This is a genomic window from Novacetimonas hansenii (assembly GCF_014843995.1).
GTDB classification, from domain to species: Bacteria; Pseudomonadota; Alphaproteobacteria; order Acetobacterales; family Acetobacteraceae; genus Novacetimonas; species Novacetimonas hansenii.
Genome location: NZ_CP062147.1, coordinates 722,955 through 749,518, shown reverse-complemented (window position 1 = coordinate 749,518; position 26,564 = coordinate 722,955). Strand labels below are relative to the sequence as shown.

The 26,564-nt window shown below is 64.6% G+C and carries 18 protein-coding genes; 12 read left to right on the top strand and 6 right to left on the bottom strand.

Annotation, left to right across the window (positions count from 1 at the left end; translation table 11 throughout):
* Positions 1-3: 3 nt before the first annotated feature.
* The 4 genes from IFJ82_RS03235 to IFJ82_RS03220 all read right to left on the bottom strand — a co-directional run bounded on the left by IFJ82_RS03235 (position 4) and on the right by IFJ82_RS03220 (position 11,149).
* Entirely contained in the window at positions 4-285 is a 282-nt protein-coding gene (locus IFJ82_RS03235; protein ID WP_062809474.1) for a WXG100 family type VII secretion target, read from the bottom strand.
* Entirely contained in the window at positions 282-566 is a 285-nt protein-coding gene (locus IFJ82_RS03230) for a hypothetical protein (protein WP_003621831.1), read from the bottom strand. The genes IFJ82_RS03235 and IFJ82_RS03230 overlap by 4 nt, the downstream gene beginning before the upstream one ends.
* Positions 567-1,089: 523 nt before the next feature.
* Positions 1,090-4,083 (bottom strand): FtsK/SpoIIIE domain-containing protein, encoded by a 2,994-nt coding sequence (locus IFJ82_RS03225; protein WP_192265595.1) that lies wholly within the window; start codon positions 4,081-4,083, stop codon positions 1,090-1,092.
* A gap of 58 nt (positions 4,084-4,141) precedes the next feature.
* Positions 4,142-11,149: an SEL1-like repeat protein gene (locus IFJ82_RS03220; RefSeq protein WP_192265593.1), complete on the bottom strand. Its 7,008-nt coding sequence runs from the start codon at positions 11,147-11,149 to the stop codon at positions 4,142-4,144.
* Positions 11,150-11,332: 183 nt separating this feature from the next.
* Here IFJ82_RS03220 and IFJ82_RS03215 point away from each other — a divergent pair, with 183 nt between their 5' ends.
* From IFJ82_RS03215 to sodC, 4 genes are all read left to right on the top strand, one after another.
* A complete protein-coding gene (locus IFJ82_RS03215; protein WP_192265592.1) occupies positions 11,333-12,220 on the top strand; it encodes a hypothetical protein in 888 nt (295 codons plus the stop codon).
* The gene (locus tag IFJ82_RS03210; protein ID WP_192265590.1) at positions 12,217-13,638 is read left to right on the top strand and encodes a hypothetical protein; all 1,422 of its coding nucleotides are present in this window, start codon (positions 12,217-12,219) and stop codon (positions 13,636-13,638) included. Before IFJ82_RS03215 ends, IFJ82_RS03210 begins: the two co-directional genes overlap by 4 nt.
* Before the next feature lie 294 nt (positions 13,639-13,932).
* A complete protein-coding gene (locus tag IFJ82_RS03205; RefSeq protein WP_003621820.1) occupies positions 13,933-14,076 on the top strand; it encodes a hypothetical protein in 144 nt (47 codons plus the stop codon).
* Positions 14,077-14,086: 10 nt separating this feature from the next.
* On the top strand, positions 14,087-14,629 hold the full coding sequence (gene sodC / locus IFJ82_RS03200) for a superoxide dismutase[Cu-Zn] (RefSeq protein WP_062810013.1): 543 nt from the start codon (positions 14,087-14,089) through the stop codon (positions 14,627-14,629).
* 17 nt (positions 14,630-14,646) lie between these two features.
* On the opposite strand, the gene IFJ82_RS03195 is transcribed toward sodC, so the two are convergent.
* The gene (locus tag IFJ82_RS03195) at positions 14,647-14,853 is read right to left on the bottom strand and encodes a hypothetical protein (RefSeq protein ID WP_192265588.1); all 207 of its coding nucleotides are present in this window, start codon (positions 14,851-14,853) and stop codon (positions 14,647-14,649) included.
* Positions 14,854-15,304: 451 nt separating this feature from the next.
* Between IFJ82_RS03195 and IFJ82_RS03190 the strand changes: the two genes are divergently transcribed.
* From IFJ82_RS03190 to IFJ82_RS03180, 3 genes are all read left to right on the top strand, one after another.
* Positions 15,305-15,784 (top strand): thioredoxin domain-containing protein, encoded by a 480-nt coding sequence (locus IFJ82_RS03190; protein WP_003621818.1) that lies wholly within the window; start codon positions 15,305-15,307, stop codon positions 15,782-15,784.
* Positions 15,785-15,804: 20 nt separating this feature from the next.
* Positions 15,805-16,497 carry an RBBP9/YdeN family alpha/beta hydrolase gene (locus tag IFJ82_RS03185; protein WP_225578760.1) on the top strand — a complete coding sequence of 231 codons (693 nt, stop codon included), beginning with the start codon at positions 15,805-15,807 and terminating at the stop codon, positions 16,495-16,497.
* Between the two features lie 92 nt (positions 16,498-16,589).
* Complete coding sequence (locus IFJ82_RS03180; protein ID WP_003621816.1) at positions 16,590-17,045, top strand: RrF2 family transcriptional regulator; 456 nt, start codon at positions 16,590-16,592, stop codon at positions 17,043-17,045.
* 594 nt (positions 17,046-17,639) lie between these two features.
* Here IFJ82_RS03180 and mtnK read toward each other — a convergent pair.
* Positions 17,640-18,941 (bottom strand): S-methyl-5-thioribose kinase, encoded by a 1,302-nt coding sequence (mtnK, locus tag IFJ82_RS03175; RefSeq protein WP_192265587.1) that lies wholly within the window; start codon positions 18,939-18,941, stop codon positions 17,640-17,642.
* A 408-nt stretch (positions 18,942-19,349) separates the two neighbouring features.
* On the opposite strand from mtnK, the gene IFJ82_RS03170 reads away from it, so the two are divergent.
* From IFJ82_RS03170 to IFJ82_RS03150, 5 genes are read left to right on the top strand one after another with little or no spacing between them, the layout of a single operon-like run.
* Positions 19,350-20,669 (top strand): acyl-CoA dehydrogenase family protein, encoded by a 1,320-nt coding sequence (locus tag IFJ82_RS03170; RefSeq protein ID WP_192265585.1) that lies wholly within the window; start codon positions 19,350-19,352, stop codon positions 20,667-20,669.
* Positions 20,666-22,111, top strand: coding sequence for an NtaA/DmoA family FMN-dependent monooxygenase (locus tag IFJ82_RS03165; protein ID WP_062809484.1), 1,446 nt, complete (start codon positions 20,666-20,668; stop codon positions 22,109-22,111). The genes IFJ82_RS03170 and IFJ82_RS03165 overlap by 4 nt, the downstream gene beginning before the upstream one ends.
* Positions 22,108-23,283 carry an FMNH2-dependent alkanesulfonate monooxygenase gene (gene ssuD, locus IFJ82_RS03160; RefSeq protein WP_003621809.1) on the top strand — a complete coding sequence of 392 codons (1,176 nt, stop codon included), beginning with the start codon at positions 22,108-22,110 and terminating at the stop codon, positions 23,281-23,283. Before IFJ82_RS03165 ends, ssuD begins: the two co-directional genes overlap by 4 nt.
* A 17-nt stretch (positions 23,284-23,300) precedes the next feature.
* A complete protein-coding gene (locus IFJ82_RS03155) occupies positions 23,301-25,016 on the top strand; it encodes an FAD/NAD(P)-binding protein (protein ID WP_225578759.1) in 1,716 nt (571 codons plus the stop codon).
* Positions 25,013-26,515, top strand: a complete 1,503-nt coding sequence (locus IFJ82_RS03150; protein ID WP_003621807.1) for an MFS transporter — start codon at positions 25,013-25,015, stop codon at positions 26,513-26,515. Before IFJ82_RS03155 ends, IFJ82_RS03150 begins: the two co-directional genes overlap by 4 nt.
* Positions 26,516-26,564: the final 49 nt, after the last annotated feature.

Sequence of the window (26,564 nt, the reverse complement as noted above, 5' to 3'; positions counted from 1 at the left end):
GGATCATAGCCCGCCGTGCGCCGCATCAAGATTGCGCAGCAATGCGATACGTTCCTGCAACTCCTTCTGGATGGCGGCCATCGCCTCGTTACATTCGCGCATCTTCATGACGCTGGCTTCGAACATGGCGCTGAACTGTTCCGCCGCCTGCCCGGAATAAACCGCGGCAAACATGCCCCAGCTCTGCTCCAGATACCCGAAGGACTCGTTAATCCCCTCCCGGTTGCGCTGGATCGCCTGGTCATAGGCTTCCAGCGCGGTGATGCGGGTTGTCAGGTCGCTCATCGCCCGGCCTCCATATATTCCTGCAAGATCATCAGCTTGTCGGCAATGAATTCGCGATAGACCGGGGCATCCTGCTCGCTCCACAGCCGCAGCGCCTCGCTCAGCTCCTCCCACGAGGCATTGTAGCGCTGCGAACTCTGGTCCACATCCCACGCGGCCATCGCCTCGTTATGGAAGCTTGTCAGGTCAACCAACGATGCGGCCAGCACGTCGCTGAATCCTTCCAGCGCCCTGTTGAAACTGGTCATCTGTTCATAAGTCTCGTCCAGAGAGGCCATCATTCATCCTTCCGCAAAATCTATCCCTAAAATCCAGCCCTGCCCCCCGGCAGAATCCCGCCAAGGGCACCGGTGCAGGCCCAAACCCGGACACAACACCGGAGGCAACAGCGGACGCAAACCCGCTGACGCAGCCCCCCATAAGGCATTCCCGGCACAACGCGCGCTGAAGGTGGCGCACCATGCCCGCCATATCACGCGCACCCCCCATATGTCGCCTGTATGCCGCCCTTGCCCGGTATTACCCTTGCCCGATGTTAGAGACTGTTTGAAAAGTCAGGATCAATAACATCCTGAAATCATAAAGATTTTTGGTAAAGCTTTTTCTAAAAAGCTTCAGAAGACGCCGCCTGTTTCGATCGAAAGGCGGCACCCAAAAACTTTTCCTGTTTTTTATCAATGAGTTGTTTTCAAACACTCTCTTAGCGTTACCCGGTGCCGCTCGCCCGGTGTCCCCCTTGGACAGTACCTCCTTGTGCGGTCATGACGGGCGGCACCGGCCATCGGCCGCGCGGCGCGCCATCGCTCATTCCCCGAAAAGCGTAACGCGCGTCGTCGCCTGTGCCGGTCCCATGACATATACCGTCGTCAGGTTTTCCTGCGTCTTCATGTCCGTGCGCTTCAGAAGGGTCGTAAGGTTCAGCGCCTTCTTGAGGTCATTGGTCATGACATCATACACGACCCATTCCATCCCCTTTTCGATCATGGGCCGGGGGATCACCTTTTCCGCCTCTGTGATCGTATCGAACAGCATGATCGTATGCTGCCCTTTCTCCGGCCCTTCCTTCAGCCGCTTTTGCAAGGCACTGTCGGGCTGGCGCGCGGGAAAGGCGCCGGCCGCGGCGGGAAGCCGCAGGTCCACGGCCCGGTCGGGGCCAATCAGGATCAGCACGTCGGTGCCGCCTTCGGGCGAGGATGGCGGCACAAAGGCGTCCGCATCGTCGGGATTGTCCGACATGCGCCAGTGGTCGGGCATCTGCGCATGTCCCGCCAGCGCAAGGGCGTCGGCGATCACCTTGGCAAAATTATCCGCATACAGCGCCGTATTGAGGATACGCACCGACCCCACCACGTCACGCGACAGCGTGGCAAGCGAGAGGATGACCCCCGCCAGCATCTTGCATTGCACGCGGTTGTCCTTGACCACCGCCATCATGTTCTGCCGGTCCGCGCGCCGCAGCACGACGCAGGCCTGCCCATACAGGCTGGTGTCACGTCCCAGCAGCAGCGGCACGGGCCTGATCTGCGCATCAAGGACGTTCGGCGCAAGCCCGCCCCTGTCCGCCGTTTCCGCCGCCAGCGCCACAAGGGCCGCCGCATCGAGCGGCACGCCGGTTTCACGCATGCGGCACAGCAGGAAGCTGCTGGACAATGTCGGCTGCGCCTTCCCGTCGATGATCTCCAGCCGGGGCCAGTGGGCCTTCTGCGCGTCGGTGCGCGTGGCCGCCAGCGCGGCGAATTTCGCAAACACGGGGGCCAGACGCACGTTCACGTCGTCCTTCGACGTATCGCGTCCTTCACGTTCTGCCGCGGAACGCCCGTCAAGGACGGCGACATACCCGGTCTGATACTCGCTTCCCGTTGCGCCGCTGTGGCTGTTGACCAGAATCTGGCCCGGTTGCGTGACGTCACTGCGCAGCAGGCGCCTGCCATCGCGGCTGAATTCCTCCATCGCGTCAATCGTCGCATCCGGCAGCTTCATCGCCATGCGCAGCGCGATGTTGTTGAACAGGTCCTTGGCCTGCATCATGCCCGATGGCCGCATGCTCTGCGATGCCAGCAGCATATGTATCCCCGCCGAACGGCCCCGGCTGGCCAGGTTCTTGAACACGGCCATGGCCTGGCCCGCCTGCTCGGTATCCTCGAACAGCTTCTGGTATTCATCAACCACCAGCAAGATGCGCGGCGCCGGACCACGCGGCTGCCCCCCCTTGTGATAGGCGGTGATGTCCTTGAACTGCCCATGCCCGTCATTGCAATCGTTGAACAGGCGGGTATTGCGGCGGTCCATCTCCTCCTCAAGGGTCCGCAGCATCGCGCTGACATAAGGCAATGCCTCGTCCGTGGCGATGATGCGCACATGCGGCACCTGGCGATAGATGTTGAACTCCGTCCCCCCCTTGAGGTCCACAAGATAGAACTGCAACTCCTCCGGCGGGTAGCGCATCGCAAGGCCGAGGATCAGCGCCGACAGCGTAAACGACTTGCCACTGCCGGTCTGTCCCGCCAGCACGCCCGCCGTCACCGTGCGTCGCTGCCCGTCGGGTTCCTCCCCGAACAGGACGGTGGGACCGTCTTCCCTGTCCGACAGGGGGGTCTGCACGAAATGCGCGGCCCGGTGTGTCCACCACGCGCCGCGCGGGATGACGTTGAACGCGCCGTCCGCCGCGGCACGGCCCAGCGATTGCAAGATGCGCACATGCAGGGGCGGCGGCGGCAGGCGGTCCGCCTCCACCCCGTCGCGGGCAAGGGTGCGCAGGTCGATGATATGGACGCAATCGCGGAGACGATCGAGGCCCAGCGGCAGGCGGTTGGGGTCATTCCCCCGGATGCCGGCATGTTTTTCATCCGCGCTGACATCGACATGCGCCAGCAGGTACCGCCCCACCGCCGGCCCCTGACGCGCGATATCCGCCAGCATGTTCACGATATTCGCATTATTGTACGCCGTCGTGCGCGAACTTCCCATATCCAGCGCACACACGACCTCATACCCGCCCGCAAGCTTCTGCTCCTCGCGACTGCGCTGATGGAAACCCGCGCCCCCCATCATCTTCTGCGTCGTGGTGGTGATGTCGCCCTTGATCCCCTCCAGGATCTCGGACAGGTCCTCGGCCCTGATGAAACGCCGTGACGGCAGAAGTTCCTGCCGGGGGAAGGCCTGCGCACCACTGACCGGGGCGATCAGGCTGAAACGCACGTCCTTTGACATCATGCATGCAAGGCGCAGCACCAGCGTGCGGACCAGTTCATGGGCCGCATCCTTCGTCGCGTCATCCGACAGGACCAGCCATGATTTATGCCCCGCGATCAGCGGCAGGTAACGGATCGGGCCAGAAGGCCCACGCCCCTTTCCCCAACGCAGCAGGAAACCGTCTTCGCCACCGCGCGTCAGGCCCATCGCGTCATCGCCGGGGCACCAGCGCAGCCATTGCGGCGCCCATTCGGCCCGAAGCCCCGCGCAGTCATCAGCGATGAATGATGCGGTCAGGTGGAAATTGTCGGGTGTGAACATCGCCTCGCGCACGGTGGTGCCCGCCACACCGACGATATGTTCGCACAGAGCGATCGAAGGCGCGTCTTCAGCCCCCCCGCCCGCCACCAGCAGCCGGTCATATTCCGCACGCCATGCGTGTTCCAGCGCTTCGGCCCCCTCTATGGCGATATCCTTGAGCAGGGCATGCGCGGGCCGGTCGGACGGGGCGGACGCCACGCGCGCCACCGCGTCGGTGTCGGGCGCAACGGCCGGGGGCGCAGACGGGCTGGGAACGAGGTTCAGAAGATCGTCAAGTGACTTCATACGGCTGTTCCCTTGCTGCCGGAAAGGTGCGCGCGCCCGCGCATCGTGCTGTCATTCATCAGGACATGGCCTTGAGGATCTTGGTCGAGGGCAGGACGACACCGTTAAAGCAGGTCTGCACATCCTGTCCCATCCGCGTCGCCATCCATTCCCTGCTGCATGGCAGGATGTCCACAAGCGTCAGGGCATTCACATGCATGCCAAGGAGGGCGAATATCCGCGGGACGCAATATTCGGGATTGGGGATGTCGATCTGGCTTTCCACACCGGCCAGCGGCGCAACAAACCGGCGTTCCGACTTTGATTTGCGGGCGTTCTCCAGCGACGTCGCCATCATTTCACAGTTATACGCAACAAGCTGCGCCGCCCCGCCGGAGGGTACCAGTGCGTGGGCGTCATGCAGCAGCCTGATGCCACCGTCGTAATTATTGAAGAAAAGGGAACTGTCCTGGTACAGGTAATACATCCCCTCCCCAAACAGTCCCCAGCCGACCTTCTCTTTTGCAAGATATTCGAAAATCTTCAGGGCTGTCTTGTAATTCTGCGAAACACCAATCCCAAGGCAATGGCAATAGGCCAGTCGCAGCATCGCCCACGCATCGCCCTTGTCCGCGGCGCGCTTCGTCCACAGGAACATCCTGTCGGGGTCGGCGCAGGGATTCTGGGGATGCGCCGAATGCAGGCATGACAGGACCTTCATCGCCGCGACATCGCCATCCGCGGCGATTTTCTCATATTGCTGTATCGCGCCCTGCCGCAGGACACCGCCCTGCGACGAACCGGCGCCAAGGGCGACATATGCCCGGAGATAGAGGGAGGGGTCTTCGCCCGCCTTGTCCGCAAGGGCATAGAACTCCGACGCACGCACGAAATCGCCCTGCATTGCGGCGATGTCGGACGGGCCTGCCGTGTATTTCTCTTCCGCCAACTGCTTGTAAAAATCACCGATGGCCCGCAGCGGCGTCGTTAAACCGCCAAAGCGCACCAATATGTTGATATTTTCCGGCGTGCCAAGGAAGGCGAGGCAGCGTGACGCCGGGACAAGGCCCGGTTCCGCCAGCCGGACCAAAAGCAGCGACCCGCGCGCCGAATAACTGCCCAGTTCCATGGCCCTGATGTACCATCTGGCGGCCTCCGACAGATTCTTGCGGTCATATTCGGCCCTGCCCAGCCAGTAGCAGGCGTCCACATCACCATCGGCGACGCCCGGATCGCCCAGCAGCCGCACCCCGGCATCAAGGTCCCTGGCGATATTCGCCCCAATAATCAACTGGCATCCCAGCATCCGTTTCGCCGGCACGAAACCATCGCGGACCGCAAGCTTCAGCCGCTCTATCGCCTTGGCCCGGTCGGGCGCGCCGGGCACGTCGGTACGCAGTGAAATCCCCGCCAGATGCACAATCGCCTCGGCAAAGCCCCCGGCCGCGGATTTCTCCAGCCATTGCAAGGCATGGGGCCAGTCCTGCGCCGCCGCATAAATCTCCCCCAGGCGACACATCGCAAGCGTGCTGTTATTGGCCTTTACGGCATTGCCGAACGATGTGATGGCACGCTCACGGTTCGCAACCGTGTCATCCGTCGCATAAAGCTGCCCCGCGCGCAGCATGCCCGCCACCTCGCCCCGTCCGGCCAGGTCCAGATACAGCGCCAGCGCGGCATGGACATCACGCGTGACCCCATTCCCATCGCGCAGGCAGTCGGCATAGCGCAGCATCGCCACGCCATCGCCCATCTGCGCGCCGATCTGGTAATAATGGGCCGCCTGCGCCATATCCACCGCCAGCACGCTGCGTCCCGCCACGCGGCCCATGCGGTTATCTTCCGTGCCGTACAGATCCCCCAGAATGCGGCCTGCCTGATCGTGGCCAAGGTCAAGTGCGGCCTCCAGCAGGCGCAGCCCGGCTTTTACATCTGCCTTTACGACGGAATCCACGCCGATGACGTAACAAAAGCCAAGCCTGCACATCATGTCGGGATCGTCAGTGGCGGCGGCCTGTTCCATCCAGTACAGCCCCTGCCTGTCCAGCCCCCGCACAGGCGCAATCCCGTCAAAGCTGTGGCAGGTGGTGTCCTGTGCCATCCACCGGATGGCTGTGGTCGATCCATGTTGCGCCGCCATCTGGTAATATGTGCGCGCCTGTTCCCCATCGGCCGCACAGCCGGTGCCGTGCGCATAACATTGCGCCAGAAGAAGGGCGGCCGCCCCGCGCGTCTCATGGGGGACGCCGCTGTCCTGTGCCGTTACCCTGTGCAACAGTTCGACCGCATGCGCGGCCGCCGTGGCGTCAGGGGTGGCAGCATGCAGGATGTCCGTCGCCGTTTCATAGGCGACATCCATATCCCCCAGTTCCAGCGCCCGTGCCTTCCACCGTTCCAGCGCGGCCGGATCGGCGTCATGGCGATGCAGCGCCACAAGCGCCCGCACCGCGACGAGCGCATACCCGTCCGCGCCCTGCGCGCCCCTGGCAAGCCATGTCAGCGCTTTCTGCCGGTTCGCCCCATCCCGGTTCGCCCCCCCATCGTCGGGCTGTGCCCTCCACAGGGCGGCATATGCCTGTCCCGCGCGCACCATGGCCTCCACATTGCCATATGTGGCCGCCTTTTCATGCCAGTACAGGGCATTCGCCGCGTCAGTGCTCAGCCGCGCGGCTTCCATCATGCCCGTGACATTGCCCGCACGACCGGCCATGCCATACCATTTCAACGCGGCGGTTTCGTCCCCACTCAGGCGGGCGGCATCCATCATGGACGATACGACCCCTGCCTGCGCCGCCTTTTCATGCCAGTGCAGGGCCAGCCCAAGGTCTTTTTCAATGCCCATGCCGCCTTCGGCCGCGCGGGCATAGCGCACCATCGACCATTGATCGCCCTTCTGCGCGCCCATCAGGTAGAATTCAGCCGCAGCGCCGGGGTCAACGGCCAACGGGCTGGTGCCCGTCAGCTCCCCCAGGGAATTTTCCCTGTACGCATAAAGGTCGCCCAGTATCCGCATGGCATAGCTGGACCCAAGCTTGACCGCCTCCCGCAGGAGGCGTTCGCCCGTTCTGGGGTCGGCCTTCAGATCCTTGCGCGGGCCGACCATATAACACCAGCCCAGCTCGGCCATGGAGCTTGTCTTCTTTGCCGTGCTGGCCTTCGTCAGCCAGTCCAGCGCCTCATCCGCGGCCACGCCCCGGGCTGGATTCAAATAGCAGTTGCCCATCCACCACAGGGCGTAATCATTCCCCAGTTCCGCCGCCTTGCGACGATATTCCACAACCATGCCGGGGTCTGCGGCGATACCGATCCCGCGGTCCGCACAATCCGCCAGCAGGTCGAATGCCTCTGCCCGGCTGGCATCGGACACGCCCTGCGCCTGCGTGCGCGTAATCTGCCCCAGCAGGCTGGCCGCACGCGCGCCACCGGCGGCAGAGGGGGATGGCCCGTTGATGATCCGCTTTGCCACACCCAGGGCAACCTGCATGTCCCCCAGCGCGACGGCCCTGTCTTCCCACCGGTGCCGTTCGGCGGGGGCTTTATCAAAGGGATGGGCCTTGATAAGGGCGCGCGCCGCAGACAGCGCAACCGCGCCATTGCCCCGCGCCACCTGCGCCAGCAGGGCAATCCCCCTGTCACGGTCCGGCCTGACGGAGGCCGGGTCGCAATAAATCTGTCCCGCGCCCAGCATGGCCCACAGGTTGCCGTCGTCACTCGCCCTTTCATACCATGTCAGGGCCGTGGCCTGATCCCCGCACAGACGCGCAACCCCCAGCATGCCGGGAACATAGCCCGCCTCCGCCGCCTTTTGGTACCACAACAGGGCATCGGCCGTGTTCTGCGCAACGCCCTCCCCCCGGCTCAGGCAATCGGCATAGCGCGCCATGCCGATGACCTCGCCCAGCCCGGCGGCCTTGGAATAAAGCGGCGCCGCCTGCTCCATATTCACCGCAAGCGGGCTGGTCCCGGAAATGGTTTCAACCCGGACATCCCTGTGCGCATACAGGTCGGCCAGCATCCATGCCGCCTCCCCGCACTGGAGGTTGATCGCCTCGCGCAGCAGGGCCTGCCCGGCCGGGACATCGGCGGCCACCGCCCCGCCCACGCCGATGACAAGGCAGAAGCCAAGACCGGCCATGCTGCGCGGGTTTTTCGCGGCAGCGGACCTGCGCAGCCACTCCAGCGCCTCGTCCGGCGCAACCCCCATGTCACGGAAGAAATAGTCATTGGCCAGCCATTCCATGGCATCGTCATTGCCCAGCTCCGCCGCCACACGACGACATGACAGGGCGGCGGCGGCATCGGCGGCGATGCCGGTCCCATCGACAAGGCAATCCGCCAGAAGGTCGGACGCCTCGCCACGCTGCGCGGCGTCGGCCCCGCTGTCCTGCGCCGTGACCTTGCGCAGCAGCATCACCGCGCGTTCGGCCGCCGTGGCCTCCACACCCCCATCCGCATGGAGGATCCGCCGGGCCGCATCAAGGGCGACGCGCATATCGCCCAGCGTGACGGCCCGGTCCTCCCACTGGCGCAATGCGGACGGGTCGGTGTCATTGTAATGCAGGCCGATCAGTTCGTGCGTGGCGGCCAGCGCATTGGCGTCCCCCCCACGCGCGGCCTGCGTGAACAGCGCGATGCCCCGGTCACGGTCCGCCACCCCCGATGCCGGGTCACAGCAGATCCGCCCCGCGCCGAGCATCCCCTCGACATCGCCTGCATCGGCCGCCTTCTGATACCATTGCAGGGCGGCGGCCATGTCTGCCTCACACCCCGTGCCCGCACGCAGGCAGTCGGCATGGCGCACCATCGCGACCACGTCCCCCCGTGCGGCGGCCGTGGCATAGGCGGCGGCGGCAAGATCAAGGTCCACCGCAAGCTGGCTGGTGCCGCGCACGGCCCCGATGGCGACGTTCTTTGTGGCGTGCAGGTCGCCCACCAGCCGCTTGGCATACCCGGAATCACGCTTCGCCGCCTCATCCAGCAGCATCAGCCCGCCACGGATGTCGCGCGATACCTGTCCCGCCATGCCGATGATTTCGCAAAAACCGAGGTTGGCCATGCTGATCGGGTTTTTCGCGGCGGCGGACCTGCGCAGCCACTCCAGCGCCTCGTCCGGTACAACGCCACGGTCGCGGATGAAATATGCCTCGCCCATCCATGCCATGGCGTCGGCATTGCCCAGTTCCGCCGCACGCAGGCGGCTTGCCGCCTCACGCGCGGGATCGGCCCCGTGGCCCTGCGCGCAATAGGCCACCTGCAGGTTGAATGCCTCGCCCTGCTGCGCGGGGGTCGCGCCACTGCCGTCCGCCGTGACACGATCCAGCAGGTCCACCCCACGCGCGCGCATCGTGGCATCGGCCGCCGGGTCGTCGAATATCCGCCTTGCCGCATCAAGCGCGACCTGAAGATCACCCAGCGCGATCGCCTGATCCTCCCACCGGTGGCGTTCGGCGGGATTGGCGTCGTGGGCATGAAGGGCGATCAGCGCATGCGCCGCGACGCGGGCATGGGCATCGGTTCCCCATGCGACGTGCTGAAGCAGCCTGACCCCTTCCGCCGGGTCCGTAACCCCCGCCGCCGGATCGCAGCAAAGCTGCCCCGCGCCCAACATCGCCTCGATATCGCCCTGTGTCGCTGCCGCCCTGTACCACCCCAGCGCGGCGGCGGGGTCGCGCGCAACGCCCGTGCCGTCACGCAGGCAGCGGGCATGGCGCACCATCGCGCCGACATCCCCCCTGTCGGCCGCCATGGCGTAATAATGGTCCGCCTGCCCCATATCCACCGCAAGCGGGCTTTCGCCGCGCACCGCGCCAGAGGCCACGTCCTTCGTCGCGTAAAGATCCCCCAGCATCACCATCGCCAGGACCGATCCCGCCCCTGCCGCCTGCTGCAACAGGGCCTCCCCCTGCCGCGCATCGCCCGTCAGGCCCACGACCTGACACAGGCCAAGCCGCGCCATGCTGTCGGCATCGCCGGCATCGGCCGCCCGATGCAGCCATTCCAGCGCCTCGTCGCGCGGGATCGGCCCGTTATCGTCCATGCAGGTCGCGCCCAGCGCCGCCATGGCCCCGACACCGCCAAGGCGCGCGGCCTCGCGTCGCCAGTGCATCGCGCGCGCCGCATCGGCGGGGACGCCCACCCCGTCACGGCAGCATTCCATCAGGCGCGTGGCCGCCCATTCGTGATTCAGCGGCGTCGCCCCCTGCATCGCGACCACATGTTCCAGCAGGGCCACCGCACGCGCCGGATCACCACCGCCCGCACCGCCCGCGCGCGCGGCCCGCAGCAGGCCGTCCGCCACCAGCAGCATGGACAGCACATCCCCCCCGTCCGCCGCCCTGCCAAGCAGTGCGCGCGCCTCCCCGCGCCGGGCCTCAGTCGCCAACGGGTCCACCAGCACGCGGCGCGCGCCCGCGCCCATGGCCGCGACCTCCGCCCCGGCAATCGCGCGCTGCAACCACGTATCCAGTTCAGGCAGGTCGGGCAGGTCGGGCAACATTGCCGATGCGCGCGCATCCATGCCCGGCGGCACAAGGCCACGATATCCCGCAAGGTCCGCCAGCCATGCGGCGGCACCGGGGGTCGCGCCCGCCGCCGCGCGGGTCATCCATGCCACACCTTCGGCCGTGGGGGCGTTGGCCATGATGGCGCCGGCAAGGCCCGACAGGTCCTCTTCCCCGTCCGCGCCCACATGCACGACATCGAAATAATTGGCGAGCGCACCATCCACCCGTACCGGCCCCCACAGGCGCGCCATGCCAAACAGCGACGTCCCCTGCGTATCGCCATCGGCCACGGCTTCGGCATAGAATTTCCGCGCCAGTTCGTACCCCTGCGCCAGCACGGCGTCATCGGGCGCGGCACTGTCACCGCCCAGTGCGTACCAATCGGCCAGCGCGACATACCCTTCGGGGGCGCCAGCCTTTACGGCGGCGGCGCAGGCCATCCCGCGCGCCAGACGATAGGCCTGCATATCGGTGGGGTCATCGACCTTCAGCCGCGCGGCGGAGCGCGCACGCGTCATCTTTATTACCAGCGGGACTTCGTCACTGCCTGCCTGTGCGTCCTGCTGTGAAATATCGACCGCCATATACGCCCCGTACACTTTTTTTGACCAGAAGGTTATAGCAGGCTGGCAAGTTACGCGTCGATACGATATTTGGAATAAATAGGCCGGGTACGTGTGGCGGTTCACATCATTTGCCACAAAACGGCGATACCCGCCCGTGCATGCTGCAACAATTCCGTCATAATTACAGGCAAAAGCATAAATATGACCCTTCGCGCCATTCCCATTACTTTACCACGGACCGCCGGGTCTTTCGCCCATGGGCAGGAGCGACGCATGCGCATGCGCCATGCCTGGGGAATGCTGCTTGCCACGACATGCGCGGTTTTGACATCACCGATGGCCCATGCCCAGGAGGGGCGCGACACGCGTGAGACATTTTCCTATCAGGCCCACACGATCGGGCTGCAGGTGGATGCCCGGGGAAATGGTTACATCACAGTAATGGATAAAAACGTGTCCTCGGCACTGAAGATGCGCGATCCGCATATCATCCAGGTCTTTGAACTGCGCGACGAAACCGTTGCCGTCCTGCGCGGGCGCCATGAGGGATGCGACAGGAGTTATGAGGTCGTCTCGCTGTGGGATGGGCACCACCTGCAGACCGACAGGCTTGCCGCGCCATGCGTGGACCATACCGTCACCGCGCGCGACGCGGACAGCATCAGCTTTTCCCCCACGACGCCCCCGTTCGATACGATTTATGTATACCAGCACCGCAGGATCAGGGAATTCCGGCAGCCGGGCCTTGCGCCCGACACCAGCGCCAGCAGTGCCGCCATCGCGGCGGCGCATTATGTCCCTGTCACGCGGCTGGATCATTCGGTCGTGGAAAACCCGTCCGACCCGTTATCACCATTAAGCCAGAAATGGCTGGATGACCCGACGGCATATGCACAGGCGGCGGCAGCGGCGGCACAGGCGCAACAGGCATCACAGGTGGCGCAGGCCCCCGCCGCCCCGGCCCGCCCACACCGCGTGGTCCATCACCACAGCGCACCCGTCGCGCATATGGAAAAGATACCCCTGAGCATCCCGCACGCCGATGAAACCGATACGTCACAGCCGGTCAAACTGGATCTGACACAGTGAAGCTTCTGGATTTCGAACGGTACAGGGAAACACGCGAAAAACGTGCCTATGCGCCCCTCATGCTGGTGCTGACAGCACTTTACCTGGTGTTTGAACTGGCCTTCAACGCGCGCCTGCTCGATATTACCGGCAGTTTCGCGACACGACGCGATGTGGACGCGATCGAGTTCTATGGGCGGCTCATTTCCAGCCTTGCGCTGACACTTGCGTTCTGGGGCATGATCCTGCGCCGGGCGAATGCGACATACCAGGCACGGCCCAATGTGATCCGCGCGCTGTTCCTCAGCACGATCATCCTGATGCCTGCGGCCTATTACGGGGAAAAGGCGCTGCTGAACCGGATCGTGGCCCATTCCACGGGCGAGCAGCGCCGTGACGCGATGTTCTTGCAATATATCAAGCGCGACATCGTCCATAATGAAATGGACCCGCAAAAGATCAGGCTTGACGCCGAAACGCGCCAGTCCCCGGCGGGCAAGGCATTCCTGTCGATCCTGCCCCTGATGGGCCTGTCGGTCAGCGAGGGCGCAAAGCAGCAGGCCGAAGCCGCGGTCAAGGAGGCGATGGCCAAAACCGTGCGTCATGACACGGGGGGCACGGACGGCCACGTCTTTAACGAACAGTTCGCCGGTCCCGCAATACAGATCCGTGCAAGGTTCAACCGGTATGAAGACCTTGCGACCACCTACCTTCGCAACGGGCGGTCATCTGCTGCACGGATGGCATATATGAATGCCCTGGGCCGCGATGTTACGGGCGAACGGGAATTCATCCCGCCGGGGCTGAGTTTCGCGGCATTTGCCAACCTGCGCCCCTGTGTCGCGATGATGCGCCAGGCGCTGCATGTTCCCGATGACATCCCCATTTCGGCCAACATGACCGCAGAACAGTTCGCATCCGAAGTCCGCACCCCGATGGTCACGCGTGAGGTGGAACGACGGATTTCGGAACTTGATTTCCCTGCCGACACTTTTGTCGACGGACAGGAACACGCGCAGATCGGGCGCGAGGCGATGGAGGCGGTCATTGCCCCGGCCCTTGCCCTCGTCTTTTCCGTGCTTGGCGCGCTGGTGCATCTGTATAAAAGCACGTTCTACCTGCTCTATAGCGCGCGGACCCCGACAGGTGTGGCCCACGCGGTCGTCAGTTGCATGCTGATTGCCGTCATCATTGCCCTGATACGTTCGCCCAATGACATCACGCGCTCTGACCTGTTCTCCTCGCTGGAGACACAGGTGAACACCGCAAGCCCGTGGGGGCTGGGCCATGTGCTCAACACCTCGATCCGGTGGATGATCCAGGCGCAGCCGCATCTGTATCCCCTCAATGAGGCGGATCGCCGCCTGCTCCACCTGACCTTTGGCACCAGAGACATCGACACGACAGAGGCCGGGACGGGTGTAAAGGCTCCGGCATAAAGGCTGCGGGCATCGCGGCCCGTCCTGACGCGCCTGATGGCACGTGTACATATGACGGCATCGCCCGCGCGACGGGCGGTGCCGTTTTTCATTATCCCCCCCGCATGCCCCCACCGTCGCGCACGGGCACAGTCGGGACCATCATCAGGGACGGCATAATAAGGGGCACAGTCACGAAGGATTGGCTTTCCCCCACATCCGTGCGGCGCGACAGTAGGGGGATGCAACGCCACGGCCACCGTGCCGTTTGTATGGCCGGGGCCGTGCGGGGAACCGTGCAGGAGAGGGCGGGACATGACGGACGGGACAGGCAGGACACGGCGGACAGGACAGGGTCTGCTATGTTATGCCCTGTTTCATGGTTATGCCCTGCCGTGCCCTGTCATGTTCCGCCACGACATCCCGGCCACGCCCCACCGTGACACCCGCGAGATATAAAGGAAATCCCATGTTCCCACGCCTTCGACAGCTTGCCCTGCTTGCCTGTGGCATTGCCGCGTTCACCGCCCCGACCCTGTGCAATCGCGCACTGGCCGCCGATACGGCATCAGGCAGCCTGCTGGGCACGGACGGCACGGCGCATGGTAATGTGCATGTCACCGCCGCCCCCCATGGTGTCCTTGTGCGCATCACGGCACAGGGGCTGATCCCTGGCTGGCACGGCATACATTTCCATGAAAAAGGTAATTGCAGCGCCCCGAAATTCACCAGCGCGGGCGCACATGTCCATGCCACGACCCCGGTGGTGCATGGCCTGCTGAACGCCAATGCCAATGATGCGGGCGACCTGCCGAACATCTTTGTCGGGCCGGACGGCAACGCAACCGTGGAACTCTATTCCACGCTGGTCACGCTTAATGGCACGGATGGGCGCCCCGGCCTGCTCGACACGGATGGGTCTTCCCTCGTCATCCATGCCAACCCCGATGATTATCGCAGCCAGCCCATCGGCGGCGCGGGCGATCGCGTGGCCTGCGCCGCGCTCAGGTAATCCCCTGCCCCCTTGGGTCAAGGCAGCGGGGCCAGGTGCCCTGACCGGCGGCAGGCACCCGGCCCTGCCGCCGCGACCGTGCCGGGCGCATGTCCCGCACCATGTGATCGGACCCGGATCACGGCTGCCTGCCCTCCCCGCAACGAGAATGTCCAGAATGCCAGCCCCTGCATGAAGGCCCTGCCTGCTTCCCCTGCATGCCCCCCCCTGTATGCCCCCTGCATGTCCTCTGCCGGCCACTTTCAAAAACCCCGGACAACGACGTTGCCTTCGACAAAAGACAGCCCGGAAATTTCCCGGAATTATTTGCAGAACCAGATCCAGCAGCCGCCTGACATCATGAATGTTTTGCGGACGCCTTGTTCAAAAAGCCTTGAAAAACATCGCATTTTCAGAACACGGCATCATCATATAATTTTTATCACGTCTTATCAAAGGGTTGTTCACACTCCCGCCCCCTCTCATTCCTTATGACGGTCTGTTTTCAGGTTGCGCCCAAGGCCGCATGTAAAAAGCACTATTTTATTTCGTATAATGCACCGACAAAAATCACGTCTTTTTATGTTGTTTTCACATGCAAAAAGACAATTTCTGTTGTGGTTTAGTTGACTCCCTATAACCCATGTGTTTTTATCCATCCCGAGGCAGGCAGTCCTGCCGGGAGGGAATAAGCCGATGGCGTTATTTTCAGGACACAGGGCACCCGATTTCACGGCCCGGACCACATTGGGCCGTATCTGTTTCCATGGCTGGCGCGACGGGGCATGGGCTGTTCTGGTGACGCACCCGCAGGATTTCCGCCCCAGCAGCATCCCGGAACTGGACCGTTCGGTAAAGGTTCTGGCCCTGTCGCCCACAACCGGCCATGATGGCGTGCATCCCATTACGCCGGGAGTACCGTCCACATGGGCGACGGTGTGCGATGCGGGCGATGTTGCCGCCATATGGGGCCTGTATTGCGGGGCAGAGTTCGATGACCTGCCCACCGCACCGGTGGAAGAACATGTCGTTTTCCTGATCGCGCCAGACGGGACGATACGGACCACGCTGTCCCATCCCCCTGGTGGCAACCGGGATTTTGGCGATGTGGTGCGGATGCTCGACCTGTTTCGGCCGGGGCATGCATCCCCCCGTCCCCACATGGCCGCGGCATAGGCGAAAGGCGAGGCAACACGATGACCCCCGATACAGCATCGCGGCCCGGCACCGCGCATTCCCCCCTGCCCATACCGATGGCGCATGGCCTGCCCCCCGCGCCCGAAGACACCGCAGCACTGGCGCGGCGGGTGCGTGACCTGCTTGTTCCCTATGACCTTGTGATCGTGCCGGGGCTGCATGATTCGGGGCCTCTGCACTGGCAATCGCGCTGGCAATCGCTGCTGCCGTCACACCGCGTCCGGCAGGCGGACTGGAACCACCCCACCTATGACGCATGGGCACGGGGGCTGGAACGGACGCTTGTGCAGTGCCACCGGCCGGTGATCTTTGCCGCCCACAGCCTTGGGGCCGTGCTGGTCGCGCGCTGGGGCGCACAGCAGACGCGCATCCCTGTGGCGGGGGCATTCCTTGTCGCCCCGGCGGACCTGCATGGCCCACGCGCGCGGCAGGTGCCGGGGCTGGTGCGTGATTTCGCGCCCCCTGCGCCCACGCCGCTGCCCTTTGCCACACGCCTTATCGCCAGTGGCAATGATGAATGGCTGTCCCCCGCCCGCGCACGGGCCTTCGCCACCGGATGGGGCGCACGCCTGCTGTCGGCGGGGGCGCAGGGGCACCTTGGCAATTCATCCGCCGTGGGCGCATGGGCACAGGGCCTGCGCTGGCTGGCGGAATTCATCGAAACCCTTCCCCCCACGCACACCGCGCCATGACGGCACGACGCACGGCCGGACATGCGGGCGCAGGCCCGGCGCCCCGGCGGTCCGGCCGGTCGTGACGCGGGCATAACCACGGGACATACGATATGCAGGGCCTCCGCGACCGCACGGTTACGGCAATCTTCATCATGCTGGACATTGCGTTCCACGGCATGCACGGCAACACCGTCAGCGCCACGGAAATCGCGCAACGATCAGGCATGGCGCGACGCGGGATCGAACCGCTTTTGCAGGTGCTGTCGCGCTCTGGCCTGCTGTCGGGGGTGCGGGGGCCGCATGGCGGATACCGGCTGGGCCATCCGGCGCGTGAAATCCTGCTGTCGGACATCCACCAGGCCATCATGGCGCGTCATGACCGGATGGAACGGCGTAATGGCCCGCTGTTCAATACCGTCATCCGTCCCTTCCTGAACCAGATGGAAGGAATGCTGGAACGCGAATATCGCAAGGTCACGCTTGACGAACTGGTACGACAGGCCGAAAACCACGGCCTGCCCCGGCCAGAACGCCCACCGGCACAGCCGGCGACCTTTTCCATCTGACAACACGACCCAGGACCACCGCCTTTTGCGCATAAAGGCGGCCCCTGTCCCACATCAGCACGCCACAGTCACCCCATGCGGGCACATTGCCTTTGTCTCGCAGCGGAAAAAGGTCTGGGTGCAGCATGCGCCAAAGAGGCTGCCTGAAACGTCTGTACCAAATCCCCCTGAAATCATAAAAGTTTTTGGTGAAGCTTTTTCCAAAAAGCTTTGAAATACGCCGCATTTTTGGAAAAAGGCGGCACCAAAAAACTTTTCTTAGATGACTGTTTGAAAACAAGCCGTTGAGAAACAATGGAAAAAGATTTTTGGTGGTACCTTTCGATCGAAAAGGCAACGTGTTTCGAAGCTTTTTGAAAAAAGCTTCACCAAAAACTTTTATGATTTTACGATCCTATCGGACTTACCTTTTCAGACAGTCCTGAAACAAGGTGCAAGGAAGTCCCCGGATGACATATACCCTGTGAAAATGTGATATATTTCAAAGGTTTTTTGAAAACATATTTTCCAAAAACCTTTAGTGTCACCGCAAGGTGCGGGCCGGAATTTCCGAACAGCGCCAAAGACAAACCCCAGACTTCCCCAGCGAAATTTTCATTCCACTTCCCCTTGCCCCACCAACGCGCCAAAGGCCGCATTCACCCCGTCATGCGTCCCATGGTGGCACAGCAGGCCATATGCGAACACCAACGCCGCGCGCCTGCGGACGGTGCGGGCATCATGCGTGGGGATCACGTCGAAATCCGCGGTATGGGCATAACCGATGATGCGACGGATGATTTCCGTGGCGGCATATCCCACCATGTCCTCAAACACCGCACGCAGGAACGCCGCGCGGCCCGGCGGCAGATCCTGTAACGGGTCCTGTGACGGCCCCGGCGTCCGTTCGCCGCGCGATGATGCATCCTCCGCATCAGGCAGGAAAAATGCGCACGGCCCGGACGGGTCGGACGGCGTGGGATGCGCCGTTGCCCATTGGCGCGTGAATTCGGCTACGAACCCGTTCCAGAACCGGTGGATGTCATGCACACACGCCCGCCCCGCATCGGGTGACGGATCGGCAAAGCGACGCAGCACCAGATTGCCCACGAACATCCCGCAATCGAACCCGATCGGCCCGTAAATGGCGAATTCCCCGTCAATTACGCGCGTATCGGTGGCCGTGGCCATGATGGAGCCTGTATGCAGGTCCCCATGCAGCAATGCCTGCGGGCAGGTCAGGAAACGCAGGCGCAGCCCGTCCACCACACGCCGCACCGTGCATGAGGCGCGGATACGCCCCACCACGTCATCCAGCCGCCGGTCATCCCAATGGTTGCGCGGATGGTCGTGGTACGGATCATCCAGCACAAGGTCGAGCGTAATACGCCGCAAGGTGGTATTGCGGGCATAGACCGCCTGACGTTCGAACACATGTTCAAACGGTGCGCACAGGACCGACGTGCCGAATGTGGCGCGCGCGACAAAGGTGGCGATGTCGGGCACCACACGCGGCCATTGCGCCCCCGCCATCAGGGCGGTGCGATACACCGTATGTCCCGACAGGCTTTCGACCACCAGTACGAACAGGTCGGGGTCGAAATGCAGGCACCGCGTTGTCAGGCCGGGCACAAGGGGATGGATGTCCCGCAGGTACGACGCCTCGAAAAACGTGCGGTCCAGAGGCATTTTCCATGACGGGTCCACACGGACATAGGGCAGTGACTGCTTGACGCACACGCCGCCATGCAGGCCATCGACCACGAACACGTTATTGAGGTTGCCGTCACTGACCTCGCATATCGTCCATTGCGCGCCATCCCCGCCAAGGCGGGCGGCAATGTCAGGCAGGCCGGACAACAGCGCCAGAATGCCGGGCATGTCGAGTGTGCGATATCGGGGGGCGTGCGCATTCATCAAGGCTTTCTCCACTCTGCCATGGCCACCGCACCGGGCTGCCTTTCCCCGACATGACGCGACCTGCCCACGGATTGCAAGAGGGGGCGGGGCGGCCATGCAGCGGACAATAAACTATTTAATATCGTTAATTTAACCGGACCCGGAAATCCGGCCCGGTTTCTTATTATACCTATTATATATCAATTATATACAACCAATACCCTCCTGCCCTGAATGCCCCCTGCGCGTCCTTTTTCACGCAGGGATATGCGGCAATTTTCCGCCATTATCCTCTGCGACTCCTGAAAATACAAAAAATATCCGTCAAATATTTTATTGACTCGCATTGTACTGTTGATACTGTTGTTAATGTAATAATGCGCACATGGAATCGTTAATTCCTGCATCACTTTCCCAGAGGTCGCCATGACAGGTCCGGCACATCCTTCACATGATCTCCCCACCACCCGGCACGACGCCATCGCGCGGCTGCGGGCGGTGTTTGCACGCATTGCCCAGGGCGCGGTGGAACGCGAACACAGCCGCACGCTGGCGCGCGATGCGGTACAGTGGCTGGTGGATGCGGGGTTCGCGGGGCTGCGGGTGCCGGTGCGCCATGGTGGCCTTGGCGCAAGCCTGACGGAAACCTTCGCGCTGTTATCCGAACTGGCGGAGGCGGATTCAAACCTGCCGCAGATCTTTCGCGCGCATTTCGCCTTCGTCGAAGCCCGCCTGCGCGAAGGCGACACGCCACAGGCCGCGCGCTGGCTGGACCTTGCGGGACATGGCGCGGTGTTCGGCGCGGCGATGGCCGAACTGGGCGACAGCACGGGCGTGCGCACCACGCTGCGGCGTGAGGGGGGGATGGCGGACACTACGCTATGGCGGCTGGATGGGGTAAAATACTACTCCACCGGGACGCTGTATGCATCATGGATCGTCGCGGTCGCGGCGGATGGGCCGCATCGCATCACACTTGCCGTGCCGACCACCGCGCCGGGGGTGGAGCGCATTGACGACTGGGACGGGTTTGGACAACGCCTGACCGGCAGCGGCACAACGCGCTTTGACGCCGTGGTGGTGCCCGATGAAAACATCCTGTCGCGCACGCCGCTGTCGCAATTCCCGACCGAGGCGTATTTCACGACCTATTACCAGCTTTTCCACCTCGCCACGCTGGCGGGGATCGGGCGCGCCATCGTGCGTGACGCGGTGGCGTTCGTGCGGCCACGCACCCGCACGTTCGGTGTGCCCGGACAGGTGGCGCAACGCCATGACCCACTGGTGCAGGCGGTGGTGGGGCGTCTGTCGGCGCTTTCCTTCTCTGCCGACGCGCTGGTGGAACGGGTGGTGGCGTCACTGGCGGCAGCATATCCGCAATGGGTTGCGGGCGCGGATGACGGCCCGGAACTGCAACGCGCGCTGACCCATGCCTATCAGGCGCAGCAGGTGGTGGCCGAACAGGTGCTGTCGGCGGCGACCACCCTGTTCGAGGTCGGCGGCGCCTCCGCCACGAGCGAGGCGCGACGCCTTGACCGCCACTGGCGCAATGCACGCACGCTGGCGTCGCACAACCCGCTGATCCAGCGGCAGCGTGAACTGGGCGATCACATACTGAACGGTACACAATTTGGTGCGCAATGGCAGGCCCGCGCCACGCAGGCCGCGACGGGGGCGGACGCACAGCCAGAGGCACAGGCCGGGACGCAGGCCGGGACACCCCCGCGCAAGGAACATGCGGCATGAGCGCACGCCCGAAACAACTGCATGTCAACCTGTTCGAAATGGCGTGCGTCAGCCATATCGTCCACGGCATGTGGCGCATGCCCGGCAATAACCGCCACCGCATGGGGGAAATGGCGTACTGGCTGGAGGTTGCGAAACTGTCGGAAGAGGGGCTGTTCGACGCGGTGTTCCTGGCCGACGTGATCGGCACCTATGACCGTTTTGGCGCAGGCGACGCCCCCGCCCTGCGCGAAGGGGTGCAGATCCCCAATCTGGACCCGCTGATGCTGGTTCCCGCCATGGCGGCGGTGACGCGGCATGTCGGCTTTGGCGTCACATTTTCGACCACCTATGAACCGCCCTTCGCCTTTGCCCGGCGCATGGCGACGCTGGACCTGCTGACGGGCGGGCGTGTGGGGTGGAACGTGGTGACGTCATACCTGCGTTCGGCGGCGCAGAATTTCGGCCTTGACGACGAAATCCCCCACGACCGCCGCTATGCCATCGCGGATGAATACATGGATGTGCTGTACAAGCTGTGGGAGGGGAGCTGGGATGATGCGGCGGTGCGCAATGACGCGGCGGCCGGTATCTATACCAACCCCGACGCCGTGCGGCGCATCAACCATACGGGCACGCATTTCCGCGTGGCGGGGCCACATCTGGTACAGCCGGGGCGGCAGCGCACGCCGGTCGTGTTCCAGGCCACCGGGTCGCCCGCCGGGCTGGAATTCGCCGCCCGCCATGCAGAAGTCGTGTTCATCGGCGGGCAGACCACGGCGGACGTGCGCGCCAATATCGCGCGCACCCGCGAACGCGCCCGTGCCCATGGGCGTCATGGCGATGACATCCGTTTCATCGTCATGGCGGGCATCGTGACCGACACGACTGATGCGCTGGCACGCAAAAAGCTTGAGAAATACCAGCAATATTACAGCACCGAAGGCGCGCTGGTGCATGCACAGGCGGAAATTGACCTGCGCCGTTACGACCCGAACGAACGCATTGGCGACGTCCTGCGGCGCGAGGGCGTGACCTTTGGCAACATGAACCGCCGTTTCCGCCCCGACCAGACCATCGGCAGCGCCCTGCGCCAGATCGCGACCTTTGACGAAGGCCGCTTCTTCGCCGTTGGCAGCCCCACAACCGTCGCCACACAGATCGAGGGATGGCTTGATATCGACGGTGTCGATGGCATCAACCTGCGCCAGTATCATTCCTTTGATACGGCGCGCGACTTCATCGACCTCATCATCCCCGAACTGCAACGCCGCGGGCGTTACCGCACGGCCTATACGCCGGGGGAAAGCCTGCGCGAACGCCTGTTTGAACGCCCGGGGCAGGCCCGCCTGCCGGAGCGTCACTTTGCCGCGCGATACCGCGACCCGGCGGCGCTGCATGCCCCGGCCGCGCCGCTGTTCCCCGACGAACCCGCCCCCTCCCCCCTGTCGAAGGCATCATGACCATGTCAGACACCTATTCCGTTCCAGAAAAGATCAACGCCCTGTGGTTCCTGCCCACCCATGGCGACAGCCGCTATCTCGGCACGCAAAAGGGCGGGCGCCCGGTGGACCTTCCCTATCTGCAACAGGTGGCGCAGGCGGCGGACACGCTTGGATATTACGGGGTGCTGATCCCCACCGGGCGCAGTTGCGAGGATAGCTGGGTCGTCGCCTCCGCGCTGGCGCCACTGACGCGGCGGCTGCGCTTTCTGATTGCGCTGCGTCCCGGGCTGCTGTCGCCCACGCTGGCCGCGCGCATGACCGCGACGCTGGACCGGTTTTCACAGGGGCGGCTGCTGATCAATATCGTCACCGGGGGCGACCCGGCGGAAAATGCGGGCGACGGGCTGTTTGCCGACCATGCCACGCGGTACGAAATCACGGACGAATTCCTCGACATCTATCGCGCGCTGCTGCGTGGGGAACATGTCACGTACGAGGGCAAGCACATCACCGTACGTGACGGCCACCTGCTGTTTCCCACATTGCAAAAGGACGGGCCGCCGATCTATTTCGGCGGATCGTCGGAGGCGGCGTCCCACGTGGCGGCGAAATCGGTGGACAAATACCTGACCTGGGGCGAACCCCCCGCGCAGGTGGCCGAAAAGATCAGCCATATCCGCGCCCTGGCGCGCGCACGCGGGCGGGAGGTGTCGTTTGGCATCCGCCTGCATGTCATCGTGCGCGAAACCACGGCCGAAGCCTGGGCCGAGGCGAACCGCCTCATCAGCTATCTTGACGATGCGACCATCGCCAAGGCGCAGTCGGTGTTCGCACGGATGGATTCCGTGGGACAGTCACGCATGAGCGCGCTGCATGGCGGGCAGCGTGACAGGCTGGAAATCAGCCCCAACCTGTGGGCGGGCGTGGGGCTGGTGCGTGGCGGCGCGGGCACGGCGCTGGTGGGGGATGCGGCGACGGTGGCCGAACGCATCGACGAATACCGCCGCCTTGGCATCGATACGTTCATCTTCTCCGGCTATCCGCATGTGGAGGAAGCCTATCAGTTCGGTGAACGTGTGCTGCCGCTGCTGCCGACGGCGCATCCGGTGCGCGCGGGCGCAACGCCCAACAACATGGGGCCATTTGGCGAAACCATCGCAGGCGACCACCGCCCGCCCCACGCGGCCTGAAGGCGGGAATGCGCGTCATGGCCACGACCTTGGCTGATACACTGTCAGATACAGTGCCCGACACGTTGCCCGTCCCCCATATCGCCATCATCGGCGGGGGCTTTTCCGGCGCGGCGCTGGCATGGCACCTGACGCGCAGGGAGGGAGAGGGTGATGGCGCCGATGCCGGTGGGCCACCCGCGCGGCGCGTCACCGTATTCGAACCCCGCCCCACCCTTGGCGCGGGCGTGGCCTATGGCACGGCGGACCCGCATCACCGCATCAACGTCACCGCCACGCGCATGAGCCTGGATACCGACAATCCGGGGGATTTCATGGACTGGATCGTGCGCACCGACGCGGTGGCGGGCGACGATGCGGCCTGCCGCCCTGATGGCACATGCTTTCCCGCGCGTGCGGTCTTTGGCCGTTATGTCGCCGCGCGCATCGCCCCCCTGCTGGCATCGGGGCAGGTGACACACCACCGCGCCAGCGTGGCTGCGGCATACAGGCGTGATGATAACCGGTGGGTCATCACCACCAGCGATGGGGCCGAGATGGTGGCGGACATTGTCGTCATCGCCACCAGCCATCCGCCGCCACGCCCGCCGGGGCCGCTGCGTGCGCTGTCGCTGCGGCCGGGGGCGCATCCCGTGCTGGTGGCCAATCCATGGAACGCGGGCGCGCTGGATGACATCGCGCCCACGGACCGGGTGCTGGTTGTGGGGACGGGGTTAAGCATGGCCGACGCCATCGCCACGCTGGAGGCGCGCGGACACCGGGGGCCGGTTGTCGCGATCTCGCGCCGGGGGCAGCGTTCACGCAGCCATGCCACGCGGGAGGTCGATGCATTCGGCGCCTTTACCACCCCGCCCGCACGCACCGCGCGCGACGTGCTGCGCCGGGTGCGCGCCACCCTGCGCGACAATGCGCCACAGCCATGGCAGGCGGTGGTTGACCGCCTGCGTGAACAGGCCCCCGACATCTGGGCCGCGCTGCCGCTGCCTGAACGCCAGCGCCTGATCCGGCACCTGCGCCCGTTCTGGGACACGCACCGTTTCCGCCTTGCCCCCCCGACGGAAGATATCGTGCGCGGGCGCGAACGTGCGGGCCTGCTGACCTTCATGGCCGCGCGCCTGACACATGCGCGGGTGGAGGACGAGACCTTTCGCGTCACCCTGCGCCATGGCAACGGCCATGCGCGTGAGGCGGCGTTCGATGCGATCATCACCACCACCGGCCCCGCCCATGGCGACATCATCGCGGCACAGCCCTTTCTTGCCGGGCTGGCGGCGCGCGGGATGGTGGAAATGGACCCGACGGGGCTGGGCCTGCATGTCGATGCGCTGGGCCGGGCCTGTGTGGGCACCCACCCCGAGGCGACGCTGTTTGTTGCGGGGCCGCTGGCACGCGGGCGCTTTGGCGAGCTGATGGGACTGCCGGAGGTTTCGCGTCAGGTGGCGCGCCTGGCCACCGTCCTGCGCGCGCTGGTGGCGCAGGGCGCGCACCGCGACAGCGCCGCGCGCCACGGTAGCGACCGTCACAGCGCCGACCACACCATGACCGACCGCGCCAATACAGACCGTGCCGATACAGACCATGCCAATACAGACCATGACAGTGCGCACGCGCGCGCGCCGCAGCCGGAACCCGCGTCCCCGGAACCTGCGCACCGGGACGGTTTGCATGAGGACATTTCGCATGGGGACATCGCCCGCCCGGGCATCCCCCAGCATGAACAGGTGACATCATGAACGCCACCCCACGGCCCGCATCCCCACCCGGCCCCGTAATGGAACATGGCCGCCCCGTCGTGCGCGACGCCGATGACATTTCGGCCATCATCAATGCAGGCCCGCGCGCGGGGGGGCATGCGCGCATTGTCGTCGCCCTTGCGCTGGGTGGCGTGTTCCTTGACGCCTATGACCTGACGACGCTGTCATGGGGCATCAATGACGTGCAGGCGCATTTCCACCTGTCCGCGTTCCAGACCGGGCTGGTTGCCGCCGCGCTGAATGCGGGCACCATCGTCGGCAGCATCGCGGGCGGGTGGCTGACGGACCGGATCGGGCGATACGCGGTGTTCATGGCGGACATGGTGTGCTTTGTCATCGCCGCACTGGTCGCGGGGTTCGCGCCGACGGCGGGCGTGCTGATCGCCGCGCGCTTTGCCATGGGGTTCGGGGTGGGCATGGACCTGCCGGTGGCCATGGCGTTCCTGTCGGAATTCTCCCGCCTTGACGGGCGCGGCAGCAAGGCCGCGCGGGCCGCCGCATGGTGCCCGACATGGTATGCGGCATCGTCGCTGTGCCTTGTCATCGTCCTGGCGCTGGCGCAGGTGCTGCCGGCGGGGCATTCACAATGGCTGTGGCGGGCGTCACTGGCGTTCGGGGCGGTGCCCGCGCTGATAATCATCATGGTGCGCGGGCGGTATATGAGTGAATCCCCCGTCTGGATCGCACGGCGCGGCGATCTGGTGCGTGCGGCCGACATCATCCGCCGTTCCCACGGGGTGGACCCGATCGTACGCCCCCGGCCCACGCCGCCGCCCGTCCCCGCGCCCGACCCGCGCCGCCTGCTGCGCGCGCCACTGCTGCGGCGCGGGCTGCTGATTGCGGGAATGACGCTCATCAGTTCGTTTTCATACTGCGCCATCATATTTGGCATGCCCGGCCTGCTGGGCGCGATGCTGCATGCCAGCGCGGTGCAGGTGCTGGTCATTTCCGTTGTGCTCAACCTGCTGGTGGCGTTTCCCGGCGGGCTGCTGGGGGTGCGGCTGACGCGTTCGGTGCGTTCGCGCCTGCCGCTGATGTGGGGATATGCCTTACAGATGGCCGGCGTCGGCGCGCTGGCGCTGGTGGGGACGCCACATGACAGCATCGGGTCCGCCATCGTCGTCGCGGGGTTCGCCGCCTTCATCTTCGCACAGGGATTTGGTCCCGGATGCCAGCTTATGGCCTATCCCACCCTCAGCTATCCCACCGAACTGCGCGGGATGGGCATCGGGCTGGCGCGGCTGGTGTCGGGGGTGGGTTCCACCCTTGCGCTGACATTCCTGCCATGGCTGGGCACGCATCTGGGCACTGCGCTGTTCTGGCTGGTGCTGGCCGCGCCGTCGGGGGGGCTGGTGATGACGCTGGCGTCACGGTGGGACGTGTTCGGATATGACCCCGACATGGACCCCGCCCTGCGCGCAGCCCCCGCCGCCGCCACGGTGCATATGCCCGCCCTGTCCGCCGAAAGCCGCGCCTGACCGGGGGCCACCCCCGCCATGGCCGTGCGACCGTGTTCCGGGCGGCCGT

Bases quoted from the DNA above. Each gene is read 5' to 3' on its own strand.
- IFJ82_RS03235 (WP_062809474.1), bottom strand. From the start codon at position 285: ATGAGCGACCTGACAACCCGCATCACCGCGCTGGAAGCCTATGACCAG.
- IFJ82_RS03230 (WP_003621831.1), bottom strand. From the start codon at position 566: ATGATGGCCTCTCTGGACGAGACTTATGAACAGATGACCAGTTTCAAC.
- IFJ82_RS03225 (WP_192265595.1), bottom strand. From the start codon at position 4,083: ATGAAGTCACTTGACGATCTTCTGAACCTCGTTCCCAGCCCGTCTGCG.
- IFJ82_RS03220 (WP_192265593.1), bottom strand. From the start codon at position 11,149: ATGGCGGTCGATATTTCACAGCAGGACGCACAGGCAGGCAGTGACGAA.
- IFJ82_RS03215 (WP_192265592.1), top strand. From the start codon at position 11,333: ATGACCCTTCGCGCCATTCCCATTACTTTACCACGGACCGCCGGGTCT.
- IFJ82_RS03205 (WP_003621820.1), top strand. From the start codon at position 13,933: ATGACGGACGGGACAGGCAGGACACGGCGGACAGGACAGGGTCTGCTA.
- sodC (WP_062810013.1), top strand. From the start codon at position 14,087: ATGTTCCCACGCCTTCGACAGCTTGCCCTGCTTGCCTGTGGCATTGCC.
- IFJ82_RS03195 (WP_192265588.1), bottom strand. From the start codon at position 14,853: ATGCAGGGGGCATACAGGGGGGGGCATGCAGGGGAAGCAGGCAGGGCC.
- IFJ82_RS03190 (WP_003621818.1), top strand. From the start codon at position 15,305: ATGGCGTTATTTTCAGGACACAGGGCACCCGATTTCACGGCCCGGACC.
- IFJ82_RS03185 (WP_225578760.1), top strand. From the start codon at position 15,805: ATGACCCCCGATACAGCATCGCGGCCCGGCACCGCGCATTCCCCCCTG.
- IFJ82_RS03180 (WP_003621816.1), top strand. From the start codon at position 16,590: ATGCAGGGCCTCCGCGACCGCACGGTTACGGCAATCTTCATCATGCTG.
- mtnK (WP_192265587.1), bottom strand. From the start codon at position 18,941: ATGAATGCGCACGCCCCCCGATATCGCACACTCGACATGCCCGGCATT.
- IFJ82_RS03170 (WP_192265585.1), top strand. From the start codon at position 19,350: ATGACAGGTCCGGCACATCCTTCACATGATCTCCCCACCACCCGGCAC.
- IFJ82_RS03165 (WP_062809484.1), top strand. From the start codon at position 20,666: ATGAGCGCACGCCCGAAACAACTGCATGTCAACCTGTTCGAAATGGCG.
- ssuD (WP_003621809.1), top strand. From the start codon at position 22,108: ATGACCATGTCAGACACCTATTCCGTTCCAGAAAAGATCAACGCCCTG.
- IFJ82_RS03155 (WP_225578759.1), top strand. From the start codon at position 23,301: ATGGCCACGACCTTGGCTGATACACTGTCAGATACAGTGCCCGACACG.
- IFJ82_RS03150 (WP_003621807.1), top strand. From the start codon at position 25,013: ATGAACGCCACCCCACGGCCCGCATCCCCACCCGGCCCCGTAATGGAA.